This window comes from Sphingomonas sp. QA11 (genome assembly GCF_028473665.1).
GTDB lineage: Bacteria > Pseudomonadota > Alphaproteobacteria > Sphingomonadales > Sphingomonadaceae > Sphingomonas > Sphingomonas phytovorans.
Map to the genome: position 1 here is coordinate 3,330,535 of NZ_CP098774.1, position 21,596 is coordinate 3,352,130.

Genomic DNA, 21,596 nt, shown 5'->3' on the forward strand with positions numbered 1-21,596 from the left:
CTCACGGGATGCAGTGAATCATCTCACGCCCTCAATCGCCATAGGTTTTTAGAGGCGTCCAAGCGACGCACCGGTGTCGTCGGCATCTTCCCCAACGAGGCCGCGATCACCCGCCTCGTCGGCGCTATCCTGCTCGAACAAAACGACGAATGGGCTGTCCAGCGCGCCCGCTACATGACGCTGGAAACCCTCGCTCCGTTGAGCGATAATCAAACCATCGGACTGCCCGCCATGGCAGCCTGATTATCCGGCCAAAGCCGGAAGATCGTCGGGCCCGCGCCGACGAAGTTACACCACTCACCGGGACACGACCAACCTCTGTTGTCATGGCACTCCCGTGGAGAATTTGGTCCGTAAAGAAGCCCTCCAGCTTGGCTGGCAAAGTCGTACTATCAAACTCCGGGGTCAAACATCTAGCGAACATCTTCGAATGGTAGACCGGCTGCCCGCGACTCCTGCTCAAGTGACGATAACATCAGCATACGTCAGCTTGATGGTGATCGAGCGTTTGTTCGCGCTCCAGTCCGAACGGATGGAGAATTGATGCCGGTCCGAAAAAATACATAGCAATCTCGGGGCTGATCGTCGCAGCGGCTGAAGCCATTTATTATGGCTGCCGCCGCAACGAATTCAGATGGGCAGTTCGGCTGCTTCGGCGGCTTGTCCAGATCGGTGCAATCGATATTGATCTCCTGGCCTTTTTTTACGGCTTCGACAGCGATCTCGAGCGTCCCCAAGGCATCATAAGCGCGGCTGTCGTCATTGTCGCCGAACGCCCAATACACCTCATCGCCCGACAATTGGGCGCAGGCTTTCTCCCAACTCTCCCTGCTCTGCTTGGCCTCTTCACCGAGGAAGTGATATTGAGGAACGATGGAGCGTATGCCGTTAGGCTTGAGCGGGCCATTCCAGTCCGCACGTTTCCCAGCTGGCGCATAAATCAGCTTGATCACGTCGCGCCGGCAGAGCCCACCCGTGTCCGACAGATAGGGCCGCGTCGCTATGGTGTCAGGCTCGGCCGGACCTGTCAGGATCGCATTCAGGTCAGCGAGCACCGCCTCCCGCCGGTTGGCAGGCGACAGCTTCAGCCGCTCCGGCAAGATCTGGATGATACGGGTCGCCGCCATAACGGAACAGGGCACGGCCAGCGCGATGATCGACACGATCATATAATGACGGAAACCCGGCACCCTTCTCTCCCCGCATCAGAAGCCCAATGGCAACCTAGCCTGGGGTCGGTGGCAGGCAAGCGAGGGGCATGGTTAGCGCGGCCATTCCCCCAATAATTTAGGTCGCAAACCTATAAACTCGGCCTGTTTCTCATTCGGCATATCATGAGTATGCTACCTTAAGCCAGGGGGGCAGGATGGCGGCACGTGAGTTTGTAAAGGCATGCAAAGAAGAGCGTGACACTTTGCTGGCGCTGTACGCGGATCAGAATTTGGGATCGGCGGTTGGCGCTCATCTCGATGCAGCCAAGTTGACGCAGCAACAAAGGGCTGAGGTCATTGCGGCACTCGACACTGCCCTCACCGATACGTTCTACACATTGTTAATGGGCCTTGCTGGTGCTGGTACGCTTGGCGGTTCACAGCAAGTCTATCGCCTGTCCGACGAGCACTCGCGGCCGATCACTCTGTCTGGGAATGATGATCTGGAAGCGCTGGCCTTTGAGATTTTCCAATCAGAGGGCCGGTAGTCCACTTCTCGCGACAGGCCGGTTACGATTCAGCAGACTGGATGGCAAACGACGCTTTAGCAGAGGTTTGGGCCGAGAAATCCGTCTATGGGAAGGAAAGATTCATTCTGGATTCGAACATTCCGGCGGGCGTAGCGCCAATCGCTGCTATGAGCAGGCCATGTTCAGCAGACGCGAGACAATCGGCGGCATCAGCGGGCTTCTGGGTGCCCTGGCACTTCCCGGCCCGGCCTTTGCGCGCTCGTCATCCAAACCCCCGCGCCTCCGTTCGGGAGACGTTGTCGGCCTGATCGAGCCAGCGGGATTCAGCGATGGCCTGCCCCAGGTCGACGCGGTGAAGACCGTGATATCGGGAATGGGGCTGGTGCCGAAGCCGGGCCGGCATGTTGCCTCCCGCTACGGCTATCTCGCCGGTACGGATCAGGATCGTGCCGCCGACCTCAACGGGATGTTTGCCGACGACAGCGTGCGCGCCGTGTTCGCCGTGCGCGGCGGATGGGGATGCGCGCGGATTCTGCCCCTGCTTGATTGGGATGTCATCCGCGCCAATCCGAAACTGCTCATCGGCTTCAGCGACATCACCGCGCTTCACCTCGCCTTCGCGGCGCGGGCTGGCTTCCCGACGATTCACGGGCCAAATGCCGGGAACAGCTGGGGGAAGATCAGCTGGGACAGTTTCTGGAGGCTCGCCTTCTCCGGCGAGACGGCGACCTTCCCCCAGCCGGACGCGCGCACGATGGACGCCCTGGCGCCTGAGCGCTGGACCATCCGGACGATCCGGCCGGGCAAGGCGCGCGGACGCCTGATCGGCGGCAATCTGTCGGTCCTCACGGCGCTGGTCGGGACGCCCTGGCTGCCGGATTTCGACGGGGCGATCCTGTTCCTGGAGGAGGTCGGCGAGGCGGAATATCGCGTCGACCGCATGCTCAGCCAGCTCGCGCTCGCCGGGGTGCTGAAGAAGGTCGCGGGCGTGATCTTCGGACAATGCACGCGCTGCACCACCGCCGTGCCCGACTATATCGGCTTCACGATTCCCCAACTACTCGACCAGTATCTCGCGCCGCTCGGCATACCGGTCTTTCAGGGGGCCAATATCGGCCATGTCAGCAACCAGCTCAGCCTGCCGGTCGGTATAGATGTGGAGATGGATGCCGATACGGGAAGCATTCGGATGCTCGAACCCGTCGCGATCTGAGAAGTGAGCGCCAGGCGTCACGTCCCAACCAGCCCCGCCTGGTCAGGGCGCGTGCGCCCACGCACTTCTCCCAGGCCCTACTCCATCGTCAGCACGATCTTCCCGACATGGTCGCCCGATTCCATCCGCTCGTGCGCGGCCGGTGCCTCGGCAAGCGGATAGGTACGATCGATCACCGGCTTCAGCGACCCTTCCTCGACATGCGGCCAGACGGTGCGGGCCAGCTCATCCGCCACCAGGCTCTTGAACGCGGTGTCGCGCGGGCGGAGCGTCGAACCGGTCAGGGTCAGGCGCCGGCGCATGATCTCGAAGAGCGGGATCGTCGCCGTCAGCCCGCCCTGCACCGCGATCGAGACGTGGCGACCGTCATCGGCGAGGCATTGCAGGTTGCGCGGCACATAATCCCCGCCGACCATGTCGAGCACCACCGCGACACCCTTGCCGCCGGTGATCGCCTTCACCTCGGCGACGAAATCCTGAGTCTTGTAGTTGATCGCGTGATCGGCGCCCAACGCCTTTGCCGCCGCGCATTTCCCGTCCGATCCGGCGGTGACGATGATGATCAGCCCGAACAGGTTGGCGAGGCCGATCGCCATGGTGCCGATGCCGCTGGTGCCGCCATGGACAAGCACGGTGTCGCCTTCGCTGGCGTAACCGCGCTCGAACAAATTGGTCCAGACGGTGAAGAGAGTTTCCGGCATCGCCGCCGCCTCGACCATCGACAGCGCATCGGGCACGTGAAGGCACTGGCCATAAGGCGCGACGGCATATTGGGCATAGGCGCCGCCCGAGATCAGCGCGCAGACCGGCTGGCCGATCAGCTCGGGCTGGACGCCCTCGCCGACAGCGGCGATCGTGCCCGACACTTCCATGCCCAGGATCGAGGGTGCCCCAGGCGGCGGCGGGTAAAGGCCCTTGCGCTGCATCACCTCCGGCCGGTTGACCCCCGCCGCGGCGACGCGGATCAGCACTTCGCCCTCGCCGGGCGCCGGCACCGGGCGCTCGACCAGGCGCATCACTTCAGGACCGCCGGGAGCCTCCGGGTCGATCGCCTGCATCACCGTCGGAATATTAACCATAGAATCCGCCGCCCCCACTCGCGGAATAGTCCGGCCTTATTGACATCGTGGCCTGCCGGGTCAACGTTCCATGACATGGACCCGGACGAGATTCTCGCACGAAAAGCGGGCGATCCGCTCACCGAGCTTGCGCGGCAAGACCTTGACCCCCTGTCGGTCGAGGAATGCCAGGCACGTATCGGGGCACTTGAGGCGGAAATCACCCGCACCAAGGCCCGGTTGACGCGCGCCGTTAACCATAGGGCAAGTGCCAACGACCTATTCAAGCGATGAGCAGGAACGCTCCGGCACGGCGATCGGGCCAGAGCGTTCGTCAAGTGCTTGATGCGGGCGCCTTGCCTTCCGACATAAGGGGAAAGGGCCGCGCGTATCGTTGCGGCCCGCATGGAGTAGAATAATGCCTTCTTTCGCATCCGCGCTGGAAACGACCCTCCACAAGGCGCTCGAAGCCGCGTCGTCGCGGCGCCACGAATATGCGACGCTCGAGCATCTGCTGCTCGCGCTGATCGATGACGAGCATGCTTCCAAGGTGATGACCTCGTGCGGGGTCGAGCTGGAAGAGCTCAAGGCGACCGTCGCCCATTATCTCGATACCGAGCTCGAGGCGCTGAAGGTCGATGCGGCGACCGATCCCTCGCCCACCTCCGGCTTCCAGCGAGTCGTCCAGCGCGCGATCCTCCACGTCCAGTCGTCGGGCCGCGACGAGGTGACCGGCGCCAACGTGCTGGTCGCGCTGTTCAGCGAGCGCGAAAGCTATGCCGTCTATTTTCTTCAGCAGCAGGATATGAGCCGTCTCGATGCCGTCAGCTTCATCTCGCATGGCGTCGGCAAGGGTGGCGCCGCCCCGGAACCCCGCGAAGTGAAGGGCGCCGAGGAGGAGAAGACGCAGAAGCCCGACGGCAAGGGCAAGAGCGAAAGCGCGCTGAAGCAGTTCACCGTCGATCTCAACGAGAAGGCGAAGAACGGCAAGGTCGATCCGCTGATCGGCCGTGGCCCGGAGGTCGACCGTACCGTGCAGATCCTGTGCCGCCGGTCGAAGAACAACCCGCTCTATGTGGGCGATCCCGGCGTGGGCAAGACGGCCATCGCCGAAGGCCTGGCGCGGAAGATCGTCGAGGGCGATGTGCCCGAGGTGCTGCTGCCGGCGGTCATCTATTCGCTCGACATGGGGGCGCTGCTCGCCGGCACCCGCTATCGCGGCGATTTCGAGGAGCGGCTGAAAGCGGTCGTCAACGAGCTCGAGAAGCTGCCCCACGCCATCCTGTTCATCGACGAGATCCACACGGTGATCGGCGCTGGCGCGACCAGCGGCGGCGCGATGGACGCGTCCAACCTGCTCAAGCCGGCCTTGTCGGGCGGTACGATCCGCTGCATCGGATCGACCACCTACAAGGAGTTCCGCAACCATTTCGAGAAGGACCGCGCGCTGCTGCGGCGCTTCCAGAAGATCGACGTGAACGAGCCGACGGTCGAGGACACGATCAAGATCCTGACCGGCCTGCGCACCGCGTTCGAGGCGCATCATTCAGTGAAGTACACGCCCGATGCGATCAAGTCGGCGGTCGAGCTGTCGGCGCGCTACATCAACGACCGCAAGCTGCCCGACAAGGCGATCGACGTGATCGACGAGGTCGGCGCGATGCAGATGCTGGTGCCGCCGAACAAGCGCAAGAAGACGATCACCACACGCGAGATCGAGGCAGTGATCGCGACGATGGCGCGCATCCCGCCGAAATCGGTATCGGCCGACGATACCAAGGCGCTCGAGAGCCTCGACACCGATCTGAAGCGGGTGGTGTTCGGGCAGAATGCGGCGATCGAGAAGCTCAGTTCGGCGATCAAGCTGAGCCGCGCTGGCCTGCGCGATCCCGACAAGCCGATCGGCAACTATCTGTTCACCGGCCCGACCGGCGTGGGCAAGACCGAGGTCGCCCGCCAGCTGGCGGCGATCATGGGCATCCCGCTCCAGCGCTTCGACATGTCGGAATATATGGAGCGCCATTCGGTCAGCCGGCTGATCGGTGCCCCTCCGGGCTATGTCGGCTATGACCAGGGTGGCCTGTTGACCGACGCGGTCGACCAGCAGCCGCATTCGGTGCTGCTGCTCGACGAGATCGAGAAGGCGCATCCCGACCTGTTCAACATCCTGCTGCAGGTGATGGACAACGGCAAGCTGACCGACCACCACGGCAAGACCGTCGATTTCAGGAACGTCATCCTGATCATGACGACCAATGCCGGCGCGTCCGACATGGCGCGCGAGACGCTGGGCTTCGGCAACCTCTCCCGCGAGGGCGAGGACGAGCAGGCGGTGCAGAAGATGTTCACGCCGGAGTTCCGCAACCGGCTCGATGCGATCGTGCCGTTCGGATATCTGCCGCCTGAAGTCGTGGCGCGGGTGGTGGAGAAGTTCATCCTCCAGCTCGAGCTTCAGCTTGCCGACCGGCATGTCCACATCAGCCTGGACGACGAATCCAAGGCATGGCTGACCACCAAGGGCTATGACAAGCTCTATGGCGCTCGGCCGATGGGCCGGCTGATCCAGGAGAAGATCAAGCAGCCGCTGGCCGAGGAGCTGCTGTTCGGCAAGCTCGTCCATGGCGGCGAGGTGAGCGTGAAGCTGAAGGACGGCGCGCTGGCGTTCGAGATCGTCTCCGCGCCGCCGAAGAAGCCCAAGAAAAAGGGCAAGGCGGAAAGCGTCGACGCCAAATAAGGCGTTACCCAAAACATCGAACAGGCCGCGGCGGCAACGCCGCGGCCTTTTCCATCTCAGGGAATGTAATAGCCGGGCCAGCCCGTCTGGATGGTGACCGTCACCCTGGTGCCGCCCTGCACCACCAATGGCATAGGCGGCGCGGGTTGATAATGAACCGGCGCGGACGGGGCGCATCCATATCTGCCGCAGGCCCGCAATTCCGCCGCGCGTTCGCGGGCCAGGCGACGCATCCAGCGGTCGCGCGCGATCGCGGCGGAGGCCTGTTCCTCAGTGCTTGCCCAAGCCTCGTCGCGGCAGTCCCGGTCGCCCTCGCAAATCCGGTTCACGGCGCGCTCCACCCGGCGATAGAGTTCGGCGACGCCGGCGCTGGTCGACAGGTCGAGATCGGCCGCCGCGACCGGGATCGACCGTATCTCATAGCGATCATAGGCATTCGCCGTCGTCGCCAGCCCCGCCACGGCGGTGAACAACAGCAATCCGCGGATCATGGTCCATCTCCTGCCATCGAAGATGGTTAACAATAAAGGCCCGGGCTGGCGGAAAGACAAGCGGCAACCCCGTCCCGCGTTCGGACAGCATGCCTATCCGCGAACCCAGCCAATCGCCGGATCGTTCATGTCGACCGCCTCGCCAAGTTCCCACACCTCGGGGTAGCCATAGCCGACTAGGTTGACGAAGGTCTGGATGTTGAGCGCGAGCTGGATCGACTTGGTCATCACCGGCGCGACATTGTTGCGGAAATTATTGTTGCAATAGATGTAGATCGGGCGCGTGCGGTCAGGCCCTATCACCTGGGCGAGGCTCTCCGCGGTGAAATCCGAAAAGGGCAGGTTCACCGCCCCGTCGATATGTCCACGCCGGAACGCCTCGGCCGAGCGCGCGTCGAGCAGCAGCGCACCGGAACTGGCGGCCCGTCGGCGGAAATCGGCGGCTCGCAGGAGCCTCCCTGCACGATAGGGGCCGACTTTCTGCGTCAGCGCGACATAGCCCGAATAGTCGATCAACGGATTGGCGCCCGGCGCGACCGGCCCGGCATCCTGCGCGGCAGCCGGCGGTGCAAGGGCAATGCACGAAAGGCAGAAGACAGCGGCAGGCAGGCATAGACGCATGGCGATCGCTCCCGAGATCGGATCAGGTGCTCGGCTATGCGCAACCCCGCCTTGATCGGCGCTGAACGTGCCTCCACCAGCCGCATAGGCACCGACCCGGCAGGAAAATCGGTCGAAAGGGGTGTGGCGGGCATTATCCTTTACCTTCTGTTCGGCATCTGCGGCTTACAGCGCCCGCCATGCTCAAGGGGTGGGTTTTCAATCTGTTGGCGCTGACCGGCGCGCTACTATGGATCGTGCTGGCCGGCGCTGCGCCAGCCGCGGCGCAGACCGGGCTTGCCGGACAGCCAGTCCCGGTGTGCGTGGCCCGGGCGGCCCCGGGCATGACCCCGCGAACCTTGTTCGCGGAGCCAGCCCGTTTCGATTGCGGCGTCAGGCAGACCGCGCTCGGATCCGGTGACTATTGGGTATTGTCCGCACCGGTACACGCCGCCGGCCCCGCCGATATTCGTATCGGCAGCCTGTGGCAGGAGCGGGTGACGCTCCATGCGCTCTACGCGGACGGCGCGATCCTGTCCGCGGTGACCGACGGCCGGTCGGCGACCCGCCACCTGCAGCTCGGCGCTATCATCGAACGCGGGCTGCCCGAACGCAGCGCCCCGCTGGTCAGGCTGCTATGGCATGTGGAGGGCGCCGCAAATCTGCGCGGCATCCTGGTCGGCGCGCGGATCGCGACGCCGGCGGAAAGCGCCAGGGCCAATCTGCTGATGGGCGCGGTCTATGCCGGATTCGCCGGGCTGTGCATCGCCCTGTTCATCTACAATCTCGCGTTGTGGGGCGCGCTGCGCCATCGCTTCCAGCTCGCTTATTGCGCCATGCTGCTGGCGCTGATGGTCTATGCGACCTCCTCGTCGGGTGCGCTGGCCTGGGCCTGGCCGGACATCCTCAACAACGACCGCCTGCGGATCAACTATGTGTCCGTCGGCCTGGCGGCGGCGGCGGCGATGCTGTTCGCGCGCAGCTTCTTCGAGCCACGCGTGTTCGCCGGGTGGCTGGCAAAGGCGAGCAACGGGGTCTGCGGGCTGATGCTGGTGACCGTTGCCCTGCTGGCGACGCTGGCCCCGTGGCAGATCACGCTGCTCGACCGGTTCTTCTCGTTCGTGTTCATTGCCCAGCTCGGTATCGTGGTGCCGATTCTGTGGCGCGGCTGGCGCGCGCGCAGCAACTATCTGTGGATGTTCGCGATCGCCTGGGCCTCCCCGATCGTGCTCGCCTGTCTGCGCGTCGCGAGTTCGCTCAACCTGATCGGCTGGAATTTCTGGCTCGACAATTCGACGATCCTGACGATGACGGTCGAGGCGCTCTTCTCCAGCCTTGCCATCGCCTATCGCATCCGCCTGCTCAGCCGCGAGCGCGACGAGGCCCGCGAGCAGGAGATCGCGGCGCGGCTGCTGGCCGATACCGATCCGCTGACCGGCCTGTTCAACCGCCGCGCCTTCCTGCGACACGCGATCGGACGCGAGGAAGACCAGATCCTGCTGCTGGCCGACATCGACCATTTCAAGCGAGTCAACGAGACGATCGGCCATGACGGCGGCGACGAGGTGCTGCGCGTCTTCGCCCGCACGCTGCGCCTGTCGGTGCCGCCGGAAGCGCTGGTCGCGCGGATCGGCGGCGAGGAGTTCGCGATCGTCACGCCTGCTGGCCTGGCGGTCGAGGCCGAGGACATATTGGCGCGGCTTCGCGCCGCACGGATGCCCTATGACTTGTCGGTCACGGCAAGCATTGGCACCTGCACTGGCCCGCTGGCCAGGGAAACCGACTGGAAAGCTTTGTATCGCGGTGCCGATCGCGCCCTGTTCGAGGCAAAGGCAGCGGGCCGCGACCGGGTGCGCCGTACCCACGCCGAAACCCAGATCAGGGGCCGAATCGCGGCCTGACCTCGCTTGCCCCGCCCGCACCCCGCGCTTATGGTGCCCGGCACGGGAGTAACCAATGCGTCGTCGTCGAACAGGGCTGATCATTGCGGGCGCTGCCCTGCTGATCATGGCCGCGCGGCATCCATCCGCCGATCTGCGCATCCTCACGCATGACCGGACCGACAGGGCGCCACAGAGCTTCCAGGCAGCGATCGATTTCGGCCTGGTGGCGATATCGGTGCTTGTTACCTGGACCGCGAAACGCATCGCCTGACCGCTTGCACCTTGCGCGGCCGTTGCTTACACCCTTGTCAATGAGCGATCCCGAGAGCGCCTGGCGCGATTCCTATCGTCACCCAACGCGCTGGGACAGCGCCTATCCGCCGCAATCCATGGTCGACTTCTTCGACGAGGCGGCGACGCGCGGCGGCGGAGCGCCGCTGATCGATTTCCTCGGACGGCACTACAGCTATGCCGAGACGCTTGACGGGGCGAATCGGGTGGCCGCCGGCCTGAAGGCGCTTGGCTACGGCCCGGGCGACCGGATCGGCCTGTTCCTGCCCAATGTGCCGCACTATCTCGCGGCCTATTACGGCATCCTCAAGCTGGGCGCGACGGTGGTGAATTTCTCGCCGCTCTACACGCCCGCCGAGCTAGAGCATCAGGTCGCCGATTCGGGCACGAAACTGCTGTTCACCCTGTCGGCCAGCGCGCTGTTGCCGACGGCGCTCAAGGTGCTTGACGGCAGCAGCCTCGAACGGCTGATCGTCGGATCGGTCGCGGGCGCACTGCCGGCGACGAAGTCGGTGCTCTACCGGCTGTTCAAGCGCGGCGAAGTGACGAAACGGCCGGACGATCCCAGGATCATGGCCTTTTCGAAGCTGATCGCGAACGACGGCGTCCATTCGCCCGCAGCGATCGACCCGGTCAACGACGTCGCGCTGATCCAATATACCGGCGGCACCACCGGCACGCCGAAGGGCGCAATGCTGACTCACCAGAATCTGAGCGCCAATGCGCGCCAGGTGATGGGTCTGGACCCCCATCCCAAGATGCACGACCGGATCCTCGGCGTGCTGCCGCTGTTCCACGTCTTCGCCAATACCTGCGTGCTCAACCGCACCGTGCTCAACGGCGGATGCATCGTGATGCTGCCGCGCTTCGAGGCCGGCCAGGTGCTGGCGGCGATCGACCGGACCAAGGCGACCGCCCTGCCCGGCGTGCCGACCATGTACCAGGCGCTGCTCGACCATCCGAAGCTGGCCTCGACCGATTTCTCGTCGCTCCGCGTCTGCATTTCGGGCGGGGCACCGCTGCCGGCCACGCTGAAGGCCAAGTTCGAGGCAGCGACCGGTTCAGCCGTGGTCGAGGGCTATGGCCTGTCCGAAAGCTCGGGCGTGATCTCCGCCAATCCTTATGAAGGCGAAGGCAAGTCAGGCACGATCGGGCAGCCGATCCCGGGCACGCATGTGAAGCTGGTCGACAAGGGCGATCCGGCCCAGCCTGCCCCGGAGGGCGAACCGGGCGAGATCGTCGCGGCGGGCCCGCAGATCATGAAGGGCTATTGGAATCGCCCCGACGCCGATGCCGATGTGTTCGTGGCCGATGCGGCCGGGCGGACATGGCTTCGCACCGGAGATGTCGGCACGATCGATTCGGACGGTTTCATCAAGATCGTCGACCGGCTCAAGGACATGATCGCGGTCTCGGGCTTCAAGGTGTTCCCGAGCCAGATCGAGGCGGTGCTGCATCGCCATCCGGCGGTGAAGGAGGCGATGGTGATCGGCCTGCCCGATCCCTATCGCGGCGAGCATCCCCGCGCCTATGTCACGCTGAACGACGGCGCCGTCATCAGCGGCGAGGACCTGCGCGACTGGTTGAACCCGCAGATTGGACGCCACGAGCGGGTGGACCAGGTCGTCATCCGGCTGACCATGCCGAAGACGATGATCGGCAAGCTCAGCCGCAAGGACCTTGTGGCGGAAGTGATGGCGGAGACCAATTCCTCCCCAGCCGTTTAGCGGGATAGGTCGGGAAAGGGCCGTCAATATCACTGCGTCCTGAAAGACACATTCTCTCCTGCCCTACTCGCAAGCAGGAGGGGAATCGCCTCACCCTGTCCTTGACCCTCATCGCCCGCCTGCCGCATAGCGGCGTGATGGAGAAACCGATCGAAGAGCTGTCGTTCGAGGACGCGCTGAAAGAGCTTGAGACGATCGTCTCGAGGCTCGAAACCGGCGAGGCCCCACTCGACCAGGCAATCAGCCTGTACGAACGCGGCGACAAGCTGCGGCGCCGCTGCGCCAACCGGCTCGATGCGGCGCAGGCCCGGATCGAATCGATCCGGCTCGACAGCGAGGGCCGGGCCGCCGGCACCCAGCCCTTTGCCGCCGGCTGAACCGATGTCCGCCACGCCCCTGTCGCTGCAGGCAGCGCTCACCCAGGTCGGCGCCGATGTGGACCGGCGACTCGATGTCCTGCTCGCCCTCCCGGACGATCCGCGCCACGATCTCTATCGGGCGATGCGGCATGCCGCGATCGGCGGGGGCAAGAGATTGCGGCCGCTGCTGGTGTTCGCCACCGCGCGCCTGTTCGGGGTCGACCGCGATTGCGCCGGGCGTGCCGCGACCGCGATCGAATGCATCCATGTCTATTCGCTGATCCATGACGATCTGCCGGCGATGGATGATGACGACATGCGCCGCGGCAAGCCCACCGTGCACAAGATGTTCGGCGAGGCGACCGCGATTCTCGCCGGCGACTGCCTGCATGCGCTGGCGTTCGAAATCCTTGGCGACCCCGCGACTCACCCCGATCCCTTTGTCCGCAGCGAGCTTGTCCTCGATCTCGCCCGCGCGGCCGGCCCCTCGGGCATGGCAGGCGGCCAGATGATGGACCTAGAGGCGGAGAAGGCCAGCTTCGACCTGCCGACCGTCACCCGGCTGCAGGCAATGAAGACCGGCGCGCTGATCGCCTGCTCGGTCGAGGCGGGGGCGATCCTCGGCCGTATCCCGCCCGAAGGACGCACCTCGCTGCGCGGCTATGCGCGCGACCTCGGCCTTGCCTTCCAGATCGCCGACGACCTGCTCGACGTCGAGGGCGACGAGGCGGCCGCCGGCAAGAAGCTGCGCAAGGACGGCGAGGCGGGCAAGGAGACCTTCCTGTCGCTGCTCGGCATCGCCCGCGCGCGCGAACAGGCCCGCATGCTGGTCGATCAGGCAGTGCAGCATCTCCAGGGCTTCGGCCCCGAGGCCGACCTGCTGCGCGCGATCGCCCGCTTCACGCTGGAGCGCGATCGATAGCGGCCCTGCGCCGGCTCGCCTGGACGGCGATCGCGCTCACGGGGGTCGCGGCGATCGGCATCGGCGGCTGGCATTATGCGCTGCACTGGCGGCCATCGACGCTGGACTATCCCCGCCAGGGCATCGACGTGTCACACCACCAAGGCGCGATCGACTGGTCCGTGCTGCCGGCGCAGGGCGTGGACTTCGCCTATATCAAGGCAACCGAGGGCGGCGATCGTCGCGACAGCCGGTTCGCCGAGAACTGGGCCGGTGCCGGTCGCGCCGGGCTAGCGCGCGGGGCCTATCACTTCTTCACCCTCTGCCGCCCCGGGGCTGACCAGGCGGACAATTTCATCGCCACCGTGCCGCCCGATCCCGCGATGCTGCCGCCCGTCATCGACCTGGAATTCGGCGGCAACTGCGCCGCGCGTCCATCGTCGCAGGCGCTGATCGCCGAGCTCGCCGCTTTCATCCACCCGGTCGAGGCACGGTTCGGCAAGCCGGTGACGCTCTACCTCACCCGCGAATTCGACATCGCCTACGCGCTCAGCGCGCAGGTACACCGTCCGCTCTGGCTGCGCCGTCTGGTACTTGAACCACATTGGGGCGCCCGCCCCTGGTCGATCTGGCAGGCGTCGAGCTTTCGCCGCGTTCGCGGCATCACTGGCCGGGTCGACTGGAACGTGATGCGGCCTTGACACCCGCGCGCCGCGCCAGCAGTCCCCAATTCTTGCGTGCTTGGCAGAGGCAGTCGACATGACCATCCGTACCGGCGTCTATCCCGGCACTTTCGATCCCGTCACGCTCGGGCACATGGACATCATCCGGCGCGGCGCGAAGCTGGTCGACCGGCTCGTCATCGGCGTGACCACCAATCCTTCCAAGTCGCCGATGTTCGACCTCGACGAGCGGATGGCGATGGTCCAGCGCGAGGTGGCGGGGATCGGCGGCGAGATCCATGTCGTCAGCTTCGATTCGCTGCTGATGGATTTTGCGGAGCGCGAGGGCGCGAAGGTCATCGTGCGCGGCCTGCGTGCCGTCGCCGATTTCGAATATGAATATCAGATGGCGGGGATGAACCAGCAGATCAATCCGCGCGTCGAGACGGTATTCCTGATGGCCGACGTCTCGCTTCAGCCGATCGCGAGCCGCCTGGTCAAGGAGATCGCGCTGTATGGCGGGCCGATCGACCGGTTCGTGTCGCCCGCCGTCGCCCGCGATGTCGCGGCCCGGGTCGAGAAGATCGGGCGGAAGGGCAGCTGACGCGATTTCCTGCGACAGCCGCCACACGAGCGCCACGGTTGCATCGGATGAAGGCGGTTTGCAGCGGTTCAGATTGGCGCAAGCAGGGATTTGCTCTAAGCGCGCTGCAAGGCCCGAGACCAGCGGGTGAACGCCTTACGGGTCGAGAGTACAAGGCCCAGGATGTTACGGGGATATGATGCGTTTTATTGCCAGCCTGATCGCGTGTGTATCCGCCCTTCTCCTCGCGGGTACGGCGACCGCCCAGCAGACCATTGATACGCCGATTGCCGGGCGCCCGGCGCTCCCGACCAAGGACCCGGCGAATCTGTGGTATCTCGACCTGTCGACCGGCGGCCGTGTGGTCATCTGGTTGCGGCCCGATGCCGCCCCGAAGATGGTCGACCGGATCAAGGAACTCACGCGCGCCCATTTCTATGACGGGCTGGCCTTCCATCGCGTGATCGACGGCTTCATGGCGCAGGGCGGCGATCCGAAAGGCGACGGCAGCAGCGGATCGAAGCTGCCGGACATGAAGGCCGAGTTCAATTTCCTCCCGCATGTGCGCGGCGCGGTGTCGGCGGCCCGTACCGCCGACAATGAGGACAGCGCGAACAGCCAGTTCTTCATCGTCTTCCAGCCGCGCCTGACGCTCGACCACAAATATACGGTGTTCGGCCGGGTGATCGAAGGCATGGAATATGTCGACGCGATCCAGCGCGGCGAGCCGCCGGTGAACCCGACAAGGATCTTCCACGCCTATATCGGCTCGGACAATCCTCCGCCTTACTCCGCACCGCCGCCGGCGCCGGTGGTAGCGGCGCCGAGCCTGACGCTGCCGCCCGACGCCCCCGTAGCGCCCACGGGAGCGAAGGCGCCGATGGCACCCGCGAAGAAGCCAGCGCCGACGGCCCCCGCACCAAAGGCCAAAGCCAAATAAGCAGCGCCGGTACCGGGCGGGCAACGAGGCCGCTCCCATGAAGGTCGACCTGTTCGATTTCGATCTGCCGCCCGAGCGGATCGCACTGCGGCCGGCCAGCCCGCGCGATTCGTCGCGCCTGCTCGTGCTCGACGGCGAGGCAACGCGCGACCTGGCCGTGACCGACCTGCCCGGGCAGCTTCGCGCCGGCGACCTGCTCGTCTTCAACGACACGCGCGTGATCCCGGCCCAGTTGCAGGGCACCAGGGGCGACGCCCGAATCGGCGCCACGCTGCACAAACGCGAGGGACCGCGCCGCTGGCGGGCCTTCATCCGCAACGCACGACGACTACGCGAGGGCGACAGCATCGATTTCGGCGCCGGCGTCAGCGCGATCGCGAGCGACCGTGCGGAGGATGGCAGCCTCGCGCTGACCTTTGCCGGGGACGAGCCGGTCGAGTTGCTGCTCGAGCGCGCCGGGCGGATGCCGCTGCCGCCCTATATCGCCGCGCGCCGCGCCGCCGACGCCCGCGATGCCGAGGACTACCAGACGATGTTCGCGGCGGAGAAGGGCGCGGTCGCCGCGCCGACCGCGGCGCTTCACTTCACGCCCGAATTGATGGCGCACTTCGCCGAAGCCGGCATCGGCCATGCCACGCTGACGCTGCATGTCGGCGCGGGCACCTTCCTGCCGGTCAAGGCGGAGGATACGGACGCGCACAGGATGCACGCCGAATGGGGCCGCATCGACGCGCCGACGGCCGACCGGCTCAACCAGGTGCGCCGCGACGGCGGTCGGGTGATCGCGGTGGGCACGACGAGCCTGCGCCTGATCGAGAGCGCGACGGGCGAGGACAAGGTGATCCGCCCGTTCGAGGGCGACACCGCGATCTTCATCACCCCCGGCTATCGCTTCAGGGGCGTTGACGGTCTCGTCACCAATTTCCATTTGCCCAGATCGACGCTGTTCATGCTGGTGTCGGCGCTGATGGGGCGGGATCGGATGCAGGCGGCCTATGCCCATGCCATCGAGAAGGGCTACCGCTTCTACTCTTACGGGGATTCTTCGCTGCTTCTGCCATAGGCGATGGCCCCATCGGTATTCGGCGGGCGATGATCAAACGGTCGGCCGCAGGCGGGCTCGAGTCATTCCTGAACTTCCTGGCCGGATCTTTCCGGACCGGGAACGCGCGAAAGCACTCGCACGGCCTATCGCCACGCGACCGAATCCGGCTATCGGTTCTGTCACCATGGTTGCGACAGCCCGTTGATTCCGTGAAAGGCCTTCCCGAAATGCGCCTGCAGATCGTTGCCATCGCGCTTGCCGCCTTGGGTGTTCAGGGCGCATCCGCTTCGGCGCAGCAGGCGGCACCTGTCGTCCCGACACTCCCAGGCGGCGGGCCGAACGGCCAGCCGCCGGCAACGATCGTCGCCGAACCGGTGGCACTGATGATCGCGGCCTGCGACGCCGATGGCGACGCGAAGGTGACTCGCGCCGAGCTGGACGCGTGCGTGAAACGGAGCTTCGCCAGCGTCGATCCGGGCGGCGCCGGATCGATCGGCTATATCGGTTACAGCGACTGGGCGCTTCAATGGCTGGGGGATCGCAACGCCCTGCCCAGCCCCTTCACCGTCGACGCCAATGGCGACAACCGAATCACGCTGGCCGAGCTTGAGGCGCAGTTCGCGACGCTGTTCGCCCGCTTCGACACGAACAAGGATGGAATACTCACCCGCGCAGAGTTGCTGACGATCAGGGCCAGGGCCGTCGACGACCGCCCGGCGGACGCGCGTGGACGACGCGGCGGAAAATCCGCGAAACCGTGACGAGGCCTTCCACATGAGCCCCGCCGATCGCGACATGACCACCACCGGACCCGGGTGGCCGCGACGCTATCGGCTCGTCATCTTCGATTTCGACGGCACCCTGGCCGACAGCGGCGACTGGTTCCTGTCGATTGCCGACCATCTCGCCGAACGCTTCGGCTTTCGCCGGGTGACGCCGGAAGAGGTCGAGACGCTGCGAGGGCACACCACGCGCGAGGTGCTGCGCTATCTGCGCATCCCGCGTTGGAAGCTCCCGGCGATCGGGCGCTATCTTCATGCGCTGCTGGCCGAACAGACCAGCCGCATCATGCTGTTCGACGGTGTCGATTCGCTGATCGGGGACCTTGCCGATGCGGGAATGAAGATCGCGCTCGTCACCTCGAATTCGGAGGCGAACGCGCGGGCCATATTGGGGCCGGCCAATGTCGCCCGGATCGACTGGTTCGAATGCGGCGCCTCTTTGCTCGGCAAGGCGCCACGCTATCGCCGGGTGCTGCGCCGCAGCTATATCGAGGCCTATGAGGCGATCGCGATCGGCGACGAGACGCGCGATATCGCCGCCGCCCGCAAGGCAGGGGTGACGGCCGGAGCCGTCATGTGGGGCTATGCCCACCGCGACGCGCTGATCCGGGCGGCGCCCGACAAGGTCTTCGAGCATCCCGACGAGATTGCCCGGCTCCTGCTCGGCGAATCACACGAACGCGACGAGCGGCGGCGGGCCTGAGACATGCGATCGATTCCGGCCGATTTCGACGCCGCGACCGTCGAGGCGATCGACGCCCGTCTCGAGGCGATCACAAAGGACGATCGCGTCGCGATGCCGCTCGCGATCGAAAGCGGCAGCCGCGCCTGGGGCTTTGCCTCGCCGGACAGCGACTATGACTGCCGTTTTCTCTTCGTCCGGCGGCGGCAGGATTACCTGACCCTCTGGCCACGGCGCGACGTGATCGAGACACCGCTCGACGGGCTGCTCGACGTCAACGGATGGGATGTTGCCAAGGCCTTGCGATTGATCGTCAAGGGCAATGCGGTCGCCATCGAATGGCTGCGCTCGCCGATCGTCTATCGCGGCGACCCCGCCTTTCGCGATGCCCTGTCCGCCTTTGCCGACGCCCATGCGCCGCTTGCGCTGATCCGTCGCCACTATCTTCATCTCGGCATGCAGCAACGCGACCGCGCGAATGAAGGGGAAGGCATCGCGATCAAGCGGCTGTTCTACATCCTGCGCCCCGCCGCGGTGCTGCGCTGGATGCGGTATCATCCAGGCGCCACGCCGCCGATGCACTTCCCCACATTGATCGCCGAATGCGATCCGCCGCCGCAGGTTCGGGCGGCCATCGCCGAGTTGATCGCCCGGAAGGCGGAGACGCGCGAGCTTGGCCTGGCCCCGATGCCCACCGAGATCGAGACGTTCGTCCAGGCTGAATATGCCATCGTCGCGGTCGAGCCGAAGGGCATGGTCGATGACCGGTCGCACGCTGCGGCTGACGCGGCATTCCACGAAATGCTGGAACGCTTCGCGCCGCGCTGACCATTAGTTGACATCGTCAAGTAATCCACGCATTCTGCCGCCATGGACTCGACCATCCCCGCGCTGCGCGCCTTCAACCGCTTTCACACGAAATTCTCCGGCGCCCTCGATCAGCATTTCCTCGGCAGTGCCCTGTCGCTGGCCGAGGGACGCCTGCTTTACGAGATCGCGACGCGCGACCAGCCCGTTGCGATCGACCTGCAACAGGTGATCGGGCTCGATGCGGGCTATGCCAGCCGGATGCTGCGCAAGTTCGAGGCGAATGGATGGATCGAGCGCGGACGCGGCGAGGACGCCAGGCGCCGCCCGATCGCCCTGACGGCAGCCGGGCGGGAGATGTTCGCCGATCTCGACAAGCGCCAGCGCGACCTGCTTGAGCAGCGTATCGCGCCACTGCCCGAGGCCGACCGCCGCGTGCTGGTCACCGCGCTCGACACGGCGCGCGGGCTGCTCTCCGCGGGGGAGGCCGCCGGCTATACCGTCCGCACCTTCGGCCCGGGCGACATGGGCATGATCACCGCACGCCAGGCGATTCTCTACAACGAGAGCCATGGCTGGGCGGCACCGATGGAGGTGCTGCTCGGGGACGTCACCTCGGCTTTCCTGCGCGATTATCAGGCTGGCCGCGAGCAATGCTGGGTCGCCGAAAGCGGTGGCGTGATGGCGGGATCGATCTTCGTGGTCGATGCCGGCGACGGCGTCGCCCAGTTGCGATTGCTCTATGTCGAGCCATGGGCGCGCGGCATGGGCATCGGCGGCGACCTGGTCGGCCGGTGCGTCGCCTTTGCGCGGGAAGCGGGCTATTCGATGCTTCGGCTATGGACCCACAGCGTGCTGCTGAGCGCGCGGCGGATCTATGCGGCCGAGGGCTTCGTGATCGTGAAGACCGAAATCCACCATGAATTCGGCAAACCGGAACAGGGCGAGATCTGGGAACTGGCGCTCTAGGGTCAGGACCTTGATCACAGCCAGAAGATGACGGTGGCCGCGGGAGCGATGCCGGGGAAGAAGGCGGCAGGGCATCGGTCATGGCGGGTGTCGACGCGGGGCCAGTCTTTGAGGTTCATGCCATCCTAGAGTCGGATGACATCAGCTTGATCCATAGCCGGCGTTGAGCAGGTAATTGCGGCATTCGGCGGGGCTGAAGGTATCGAGCAGGGAACCGATGCGTCGCCATGTTGCGTCGTGGGTGCGCTCGGCGGCCTTGCGCATCAGATGCTTGAGTTTGGCGAAGATGCACGACTTGCGGCGCACCATGGCCACGGGATGCGCTGAGCTGAAGATTCCGCTCGAGCATTCCGAGGCAGTACTCAACCACATATCTGGAACGCAGGGCGGGATCGCGGGAACCTACCACCTCTACCGCTACGCCAAGGAGAAGCGCGTGGCGCTGCAGCGTTGGGCGGACCGTGTAGAAGCAATCTGCGGCGGCATCCCGCTCTTCGGACCGCAGAAGAGTGAGTTGGCTTAGGGTAGGCGGCAATATCGAAGCGCCGCACGCTTCAGACCTCGCAAGGCGAGTTATGGCTGACCGACAGTTTCGCACTGGCACCCGCCCGGCCGACCGGACGGTTCGCTTTCGCTGGCGTTAGGGGCACTTCAATCGTGGCACAGTTCGCCCGGTGCGATTTCAAGGGCGTGGTCCGAGAGCCGCATCGAAACGAGCCGACGCCGTCGTTCGATAGCCCGAGCACTTAAGGCACGTAGGCCAACTGGTTGCATCATTGAACCAAGTAGCCTACCAATGTCAGTGCGACCGATCGGGTCGCTGCGAAGGAGACTTCCGTGACAACATGCAGGTGCCTGGTCCAGGAAGGCCAGATTTCCCCGGAACAGCGAGCGGGCCTCGAGGCCAAGCTGAAGGACTTCTCGACGAAGCTGGGCGCACCAGCTGAAGTCCGGTGGGGCGAGATCGCGAGCGGCAGTGGATACACTGCGACGAAGCCGTCGACGACGTCGGTCGTCGTGCTGACGGCTGACGCCGCGCTTGAGCAGCCCGCCCGCGTAGAACTGCTCCACGAACTGGTCGATTTCTGGACCAAGGGCTCTGGCTGCACGGTCGACGAGATCACGGCCGTGATCGGAGATCCGGTCCCCGCCTGAGCTTGCTGATCCCCCCTTCTAGAAACGGAGAGCGTTATGCCCCTCTACATGACGAACGGCGCCGCTGGCGCACTGACTGACGATGCGAAGAAGAAGATCGCCGACGACATCACTCGCATCCATTGCGACATCACCGGCGCGCCGCCGATCTTCGTGCATGCCTTTTTCGGCGAAGGCATCCCGGACATGCCGCTCGGTGACAAGTCCGTGCTCACGTTCGGGAACATTCGCTCGGGCCGCACCGATGCGCAGAAGGACGATATCAAGGGTCAGGTCCGCGAGGCGATCAGCGGCCACACCGGACTGCCCCTCGATGCGGTCGGCGTGATGATCTTCGATACCCCCGCCCACTGGGCCATGGAAGGTGGCGAGATCATGCCGGAGCCTGGTCAGGAAGCCGCCTGGTTGGCGGCGCACTCGCACAAGTCAGACGCTCCAGTCGCCTAGGCGACTGCAGGCCGCGAAGCGCATTCCCCTCGCTTCGCGGCCGACTTCCTTCAATCCTCAATCCCATTTCAACGGGGGCGCGTCGTCTGCCCGACGCATGCTGATCTGACGGAGGGGCAATTTCTCGCCATCGAGGGCCCTCGGCCAGATCTGCGAAAGAGGCTTGCCACTCCGGACGTCGATGATCTCGGTCGATGACCCCTTCGCATGCGGTACCCACTTGTCGCCCCACTGCGACAGCGCGATCATCACCGGAGCAAGCTCACGGCCCTGCTCGGTCAGGACGTACTCATCGAAGGCGGAGCCGTCCGAGCCCGCGACACGATCGAGGATTCCGGCATCGATCAGGTCGTTGAGGCGACTCGTCAGAGTGTTTTTGGAAATCCCCAGCGACTTCTCGAAATGCTTGAAGCGGCGCGCGCCCATCATGGCGTCGCGGATGATCAACAGCGCCCACCACGAGCCCACCAGTTCGAGTGTGCGGGCGATCGAACAACGCATGTCCGAGAACGATTTCGGCTTCATCGCCGACGCATAGCCGATTCCTGCCGCCGACGTCATACCCGAGTTGGCGGCTTCTCATCGG

General features: G+C 65.3%; 25 protein-coding genes and 2 pseudogenes. 21 read left to right on the top strand and 6 right to left on the bottom strand.

Annotation, left to right across the window (positions count from 1 at the left end):
- Positions 1-60 precede the first annotated feature (60 nt).
- Positions 61-243, top strand: a pseudogene (locus tag NDN01_RS15435) (transposase); the annotation flags it as partial.
- A gap of 242 nt (positions 244-485) precedes the next feature.
- Here the strand turns inward: NDN01_RS15435 and NDN01_RS15440 are convergent.
- A complete protein-coding gene (locus NDN01_RS15440) occupies positions 486-1,190 on the bottom strand; it encodes a hypothetical protein (protein ID WP_272622622.1) in 705 nt (234 codons plus the stop codon).
- 176 nt (positions 1,191-1,366) lie between these two features.
- Here NDN01_RS15440 and NDN01_RS15445 point away from each other — a divergent pair, with 176 nt between their 5' ends.
- Together NDN01_RS15445 and NDN01_RS15450 are read left to right on the top strand one after the other, a co-directional pair.
- Complete coding sequence (locus tag NDN01_RS15445; protein WP_272622624.1) at positions 1,367-1,699, top strand: hypothetical protein; 333 nt, start codon at positions 1,367-1,369, stop codon at positions 1,697-1,699.
- 160 nt (positions 1,700-1,859) lie between these two features.
- Positions 1,860-2,894, top strand: a complete 1,035-nt coding sequence (locus NDN01_RS15450; RefSeq protein WP_272622626.1) for a S66 peptidase family protein — start codon at positions 1,860-1,862, stop codon at positions 2,892-2,894.
- A gap of 77 nt (positions 2,895-2,971) precedes the next feature.
- Here the strand turns inward: NDN01_RS15450 and NDN01_RS15455 are convergent, their stop codons facing one another.
- The gene (locus NDN01_RS15455) at positions 2,972-3,952 is read right to left on the bottom strand and encodes an NAD(P)H-quinone oxidoreductase (RefSeq protein WP_272622628.1); all 981 of its coding nucleotides are present in this window, start codon (positions 3,950-3,952) and stop codon (positions 2,972-2,974) included.
- A gap of 96 nt (positions 3,953-4,048) precedes the next feature.
- On the opposite strand from NDN01_RS15455, the gene NDN01_RS15460 reads away from it, so the two are divergent.
- Together NDN01_RS15460 and clpA are read left to right on the top strand one after the other, a co-directional pair.
- Entirely contained in the window at positions 4,049-4,246 is a 198-nt protein-coding gene (locus NDN01_RS15460; protein ID WP_272622630.1) for a DUF1192 domain-containing protein, read from the top strand.
- A 124-nt stretch (positions 4,247-4,370) separates the two neighbouring features.
- Positions 4,371-6,686 (top strand): ATP-dependent Clp protease ATP-binding subunit ClpA, encoded by a 2,316-nt coding sequence (clpA, locus tag NDN01_RS15465; RefSeq protein ID WP_272622632.1) that lies wholly within the window; start codon positions 4,371-4,373, stop codon positions 6,684-6,686.
- Between the two features lie 56 nt (positions 6,687-6,742).
- On the opposite strand, the gene NDN01_RS15470 is transcribed toward clpA, so the two are convergent.
- Both NDN01_RS15470 and NDN01_RS15475 read right to left on the bottom strand, forming a co-directional pair.
- Positions 6,743-7,177, bottom strand: a complete 435-nt coding sequence (locus tag NDN01_RS15470; RefSeq protein ID WP_272622633.1) for a UrcA family protein — start codon at positions 7,175-7,177, stop codon at positions 6,743-6,745.
- A 93-nt stretch (positions 7,178-7,270) separates the two neighbouring features.
- Positions 7,271-7,798, bottom strand: a complete 528-nt coding sequence (locus tag NDN01_RS15475) for a rhodanese-like domain-containing protein (RefSeq protein WP_272622635.1) — start codon at positions 7,796-7,798, stop codon at positions 7,271-7,273.
- Between the two features lie 179 nt (positions 7,799-7,977).
- On the opposite strand from NDN01_RS15475, the gene NDN01_RS15480 reads away from it, so the two are divergent.
- The 13 genes from NDN01_RS15480 (at position 7,978) to NDN01_RS15540 (ending at position 19,408) form a co-directional block, all read left to right on the top strand.
- On the top strand, positions 7,978-9,678 hold the full coding sequence (locus NDN01_RS15480) for a GGDEF domain-containing protein (protein WP_272622637.1): 1,701 nt from the start codon (positions 7,978-7,980) through the stop codon (positions 9,676-9,678).
- A gap of 55 nt (positions 9,679-9,733) precedes the next feature.
- Entirely contained in the window at positions 9,734-9,931 is a 198-nt protein-coding gene (locus tag NDN01_RS15485; protein WP_272622639.1) for a hypothetical protein, read from the top strand.
- Between the two features lie 40 nt (positions 9,932-9,971).
- Positions 9,972-11,678: a long-chain-fatty-acid--CoA ligase gene (locus NDN01_RS15490; protein ID WP_272622641.1), complete on the top strand. Its 1,707-nt coding sequence runs from the start codon at positions 9,972-9,974 to the stop codon at positions 11,676-11,678.
- 137 nt (positions 11,679-11,815) lie between these two features.
- Positions 11,816-12,055 (top strand): exodeoxyribonuclease VII small subunit, encoded by a 240-nt coding sequence (locus tag NDN01_RS15495; RefSeq protein ID WP_272628239.1) that lies wholly within the window; start codon positions 11,816-11,818, stop codon positions 12,053-12,055.
- Positions 12,056-12,059: 4 nt separating this feature from the next.
- The gene (locus NDN01_RS15500) at positions 12,060-12,959 is read left to right on the top strand and encodes a polyprenyl synthetase family protein (protein ID WP_272622643.1); all 900 of its coding nucleotides are present in this window, start codon (positions 12,060-12,062) and stop codon (positions 12,957-12,959) included.
- A 128-nt stretch (positions 12,960-13,087) separates the two neighbouring features.
- Positions 13,088-13,639: a GH25 family lysozyme gene (locus NDN01_RS15505; RefSeq protein ID WP_272622645.1), complete on the top strand. Its 552-nt coding sequence runs from the start codon at positions 13,088-13,090 to the stop codon at positions 13,637-13,639.
- 64 nt (positions 13,640-13,703) lie between these two features.
- Complete coding sequence (gene coaD, locus NDN01_RS15510) at positions 13,704-14,204, top strand: pantetheine-phosphate adenylyltransferase (RefSeq protein ID WP_272628240.1); 501 nt, start codon at positions 13,704-13,706, stop codon at positions 14,202-14,204.
- A gap of 178 nt (positions 14,205-14,382) precedes the next feature.
- A complete protein-coding gene (locus NDN01_RS15515; RefSeq protein WP_272628242.1) occupies positions 14,383-15,123 on the top strand; it encodes a peptidylprolyl isomerase in 741 nt (246 codons plus the stop codon).
- A gap of 37 nt (positions 15,124-15,160) precedes the next feature.
- A complete protein-coding gene (gene queA, locus NDN01_RS15520; RefSeq protein WP_272622647.1) occupies positions 15,161-16,186 on the top strand; it encodes a tRNA preQ1(34) S-adenosylmethionine ribosyltransferase-isomerase QueA in 1,026 nt (341 codons plus the stop codon).
- Between the two features lie 209 nt (positions 16,187-16,395).
- Positions 16,396-16,929, top strand: coding sequence for an EF-hand domain-containing protein (locus tag NDN01_RS15525; protein WP_443025126.1), 534 nt, complete (start codon positions 16,396-16,398; stop codon positions 16,927-16,929).
- Positions 16,930-16,942: 13 nt separating this feature from the next.
- Positions 16,943-17,653, top strand: a complete 711-nt coding sequence (locus tag NDN01_RS15530; RefSeq protein WP_272622649.1) for an HAD hydrolase-like protein — start codon at positions 16,943-16,945, stop codon at positions 17,651-17,653.
- A gap of 3 nt (positions 17,654-17,656) precedes the next feature.
- Positions 17,657-18,460 carry a nucleotidyltransferase domain-containing protein gene (locus NDN01_RS15535; RefSeq protein WP_272622651.1) on the top strand — a complete coding sequence of 268 codons (804 nt, stop codon included), beginning with the start codon at positions 17,657-17,659 and terminating at the stop codon, positions 18,458-18,460.
- A 42-nt stretch (positions 18,461-18,502) separates the two neighbouring features.
- Positions 18,503-19,408: a bifunctional helix-turn-helix transcriptional regulator/GNAT family N-acetyltransferase gene (locus tag NDN01_RS15540; protein WP_272622653.1), complete on the top strand. Its 906-nt coding sequence runs from the start codon at positions 18,503-18,505 to the stop codon at positions 19,406-19,408.
- 141 nt (positions 19,409-19,549) lie between these two features.
- Here the strand turns inward: NDN01_RS15540 and NDN01_RS15550 are convergent.
- Positions 19,550-19,696 (bottom strand): annotated as a pseudogene (locus NDN01_RS15550) (IS630 family transposase); the annotation flags it as partial.
- Positions 19,697-19,715: 19 nt separating this feature from the next.
- Between NDN01_RS15550 and NDN01_RS15555 the strand changes: the two are divergent.
- From NDN01_RS15555 to NDN01_RS15565, 3 genes are all read left to right on the top strand, one after another.
- On the top strand, positions 19,716-19,931 hold the full coding sequence (locus tag NDN01_RS15555; protein WP_272622655.1) for a hypothetical protein: 216 nt from the start codon (positions 19,716-19,718) through the stop codon (positions 19,929-19,931).
- 314 nt (positions 19,932-20,245) lie between these two features.
- Positions 20,246-20,563 carry a hypothetical protein gene (locus NDN01_RS15560; protein ID WP_272622657.1) on the top strand — a complete coding sequence of 106 codons (318 nt, stop codon included), beginning with the start codon at positions 20,246-20,248 and terminating at the stop codon, positions 20,561-20,563.
- Positions 20,564-20,611: 48 nt separating this feature from the next.
- Complete coding sequence (locus NDN01_RS15565) at positions 20,612-21,010, top strand: hypothetical protein (RefSeq protein ID WP_272622659.1); 399 nt, start codon at positions 20,612-20,614, stop codon at positions 21,008-21,010.
- Positions 21,011-21,067: 57 nt separating this feature from the next.
- On the opposite strand, the gene NDN01_RS15570 is transcribed toward NDN01_RS15565, so the two are convergent.
- On the bottom strand, positions 21,068-21,571 hold the full coding sequence (locus NDN01_RS15570; protein ID WP_272622661.1) for a winged helix-turn-helix transcriptional regulator: 504 nt from the start codon (positions 21,569-21,571) through the stop codon (positions 21,068-21,070).
- Positions 21,572-21,596 lie beyond the last annotated feature (25 nt).

Bases quoted from the DNA above. Each gene is read 5' to 3' on its own strand.
- NDN01_RS15445 (WP_272622624.1), top strand. From the start codon at position 1,367: ATGGCGGCACGTGAGTTTGTAAAGGCATGCAAAGAAGAGCGTGACACT.
- NDN01_RS15450 (WP_272622626.1), top strand. From the start codon at position 1,860: ATGTTCAGCAGACGCGAGACAATCGGCGGCATCAGCGGGCTTCTGGGT.
- NDN01_RS15455 (WP_272622628.1), bottom strand. From the start codon at position 3,952: ATGCAGGCGATCGACCCGGAGGCTCCCGGCGGTCCTGAAGTGATGCGC.
- NDN01_RS15460 (WP_272622630.1), top strand. From the start codon at position 4,049: ATGGACCCGGACGAGATTCTCGCACGAAAAGCGGGCGATCCGCTCACC.
- clpA (WP_272622632.1), top strand. From the start codon at position 4,371: ATGCCTTCTTTCGCATCCGCGCTGGAAACGACCCTCCACAAGGCGCTC.
- NDN01_RS15470 (WP_272622633.1), bottom strand. From the start codon at position 7,177: ATGATCCGCGGATTGCTGTTGTTCACCGCCGTGGCGGGGCTGGCGACG.
- NDN01_RS15475 (WP_272622635.1), bottom strand. From the start codon at position 7,798: ATGCGTCTATGCCTGCCTGCCGCTGTCTTCTGCCTTTCGTGCATTGCC.
- NDN01_RS15480 (WP_272622637.1), top strand. From the start codon at position 7,978: ATGCTCAAGGGGTGGGTTTTCAATCTGTTGGCGCTGACCGGCGCGCTA.
- NDN01_RS15485 (WP_272622639.1), top strand. From the start codon at position 9,734: ATGCGTCGTCGTCGAACAGGGCTGATCATTGCGGGCGCTGCCCTGCTG.
- NDN01_RS15490 (WP_272622641.1), top strand. From the start codon at position 9,972: ATGAGCGATCCCGAGAGCGCCTGGCGCGATTCCTATCGTCACCCAACG.
- NDN01_RS15495 (WP_272628239.1), top strand. From the start codon at position 11,816: ATGGAGAAACCGATCGAAGAGCTGTCGTTCGAGGACGCGCTGAAAGAG.
- NDN01_RS15500 (WP_272622643.1), top strand. From the start codon at position 12,060: ATGTCCGCCACGCCCCTGTCGCTGCAGGCAGCGCTCACCCAGGTCGGC.
- NDN01_RS15515 (WP_272628242.1), top strand. From the start codon at position 14,383: ATGCGTTTTATTGCCAGCCTGATCGCGTGTGTATCCGCCCTTCTCCTC.
- queA (WP_272622647.1), top strand. From the start codon at position 15,161: ATGAAGGTCGACCTGTTCGATTTCGATCTGCCGCCCGAGCGGATCGCA.
- NDN01_RS15525 (WP_443025126.1), top strand. From the start codon at position 16,396: ATGCGCCTGCAGATCGTTGCCATCGCGCTTGCCGCCTTGGGTGTTCAG.
- NDN01_RS15530 (WP_272622649.1), top strand. From the start codon at position 16,943: ATGAGCCCCGCCGATCGCGACATGACCACCACCGGACCCGGGTGGCCG.
- NDN01_RS15535 (WP_272622651.1), top strand. From the start codon at position 17,657: ATGCGATCGATTCCGGCCGATTTCGACGCCGCGACCGTCGAGGCGATC.
- NDN01_RS15540 (WP_272622653.1), top strand. From the start codon at position 18,503: ATGGACTCGACCATCCCCGCGCTGCGCGCCTTCAACCGCTTTCACACG.
- NDN01_RS15555 (WP_272622655.1), top strand. From the start codon at position 19,716: ATGGCCACGGGATGCGCTGAGCTGAAGATTCCGCTCGAGCATTCCGAG.
- NDN01_RS15565 (WP_272622659.1), top strand. From the start codon at position 20,612: ATGACGAACGGCGCCGCTGGCGCACTGACTGACGATGCGAAGAAGAAG.
- NDN01_RS15570 (WP_272622661.1), bottom strand. From the start codon at position 21,571: ATGACGTCGGCGGCAGGAATCGGCTATGCGTCGGCGATGAAGCCGAAA.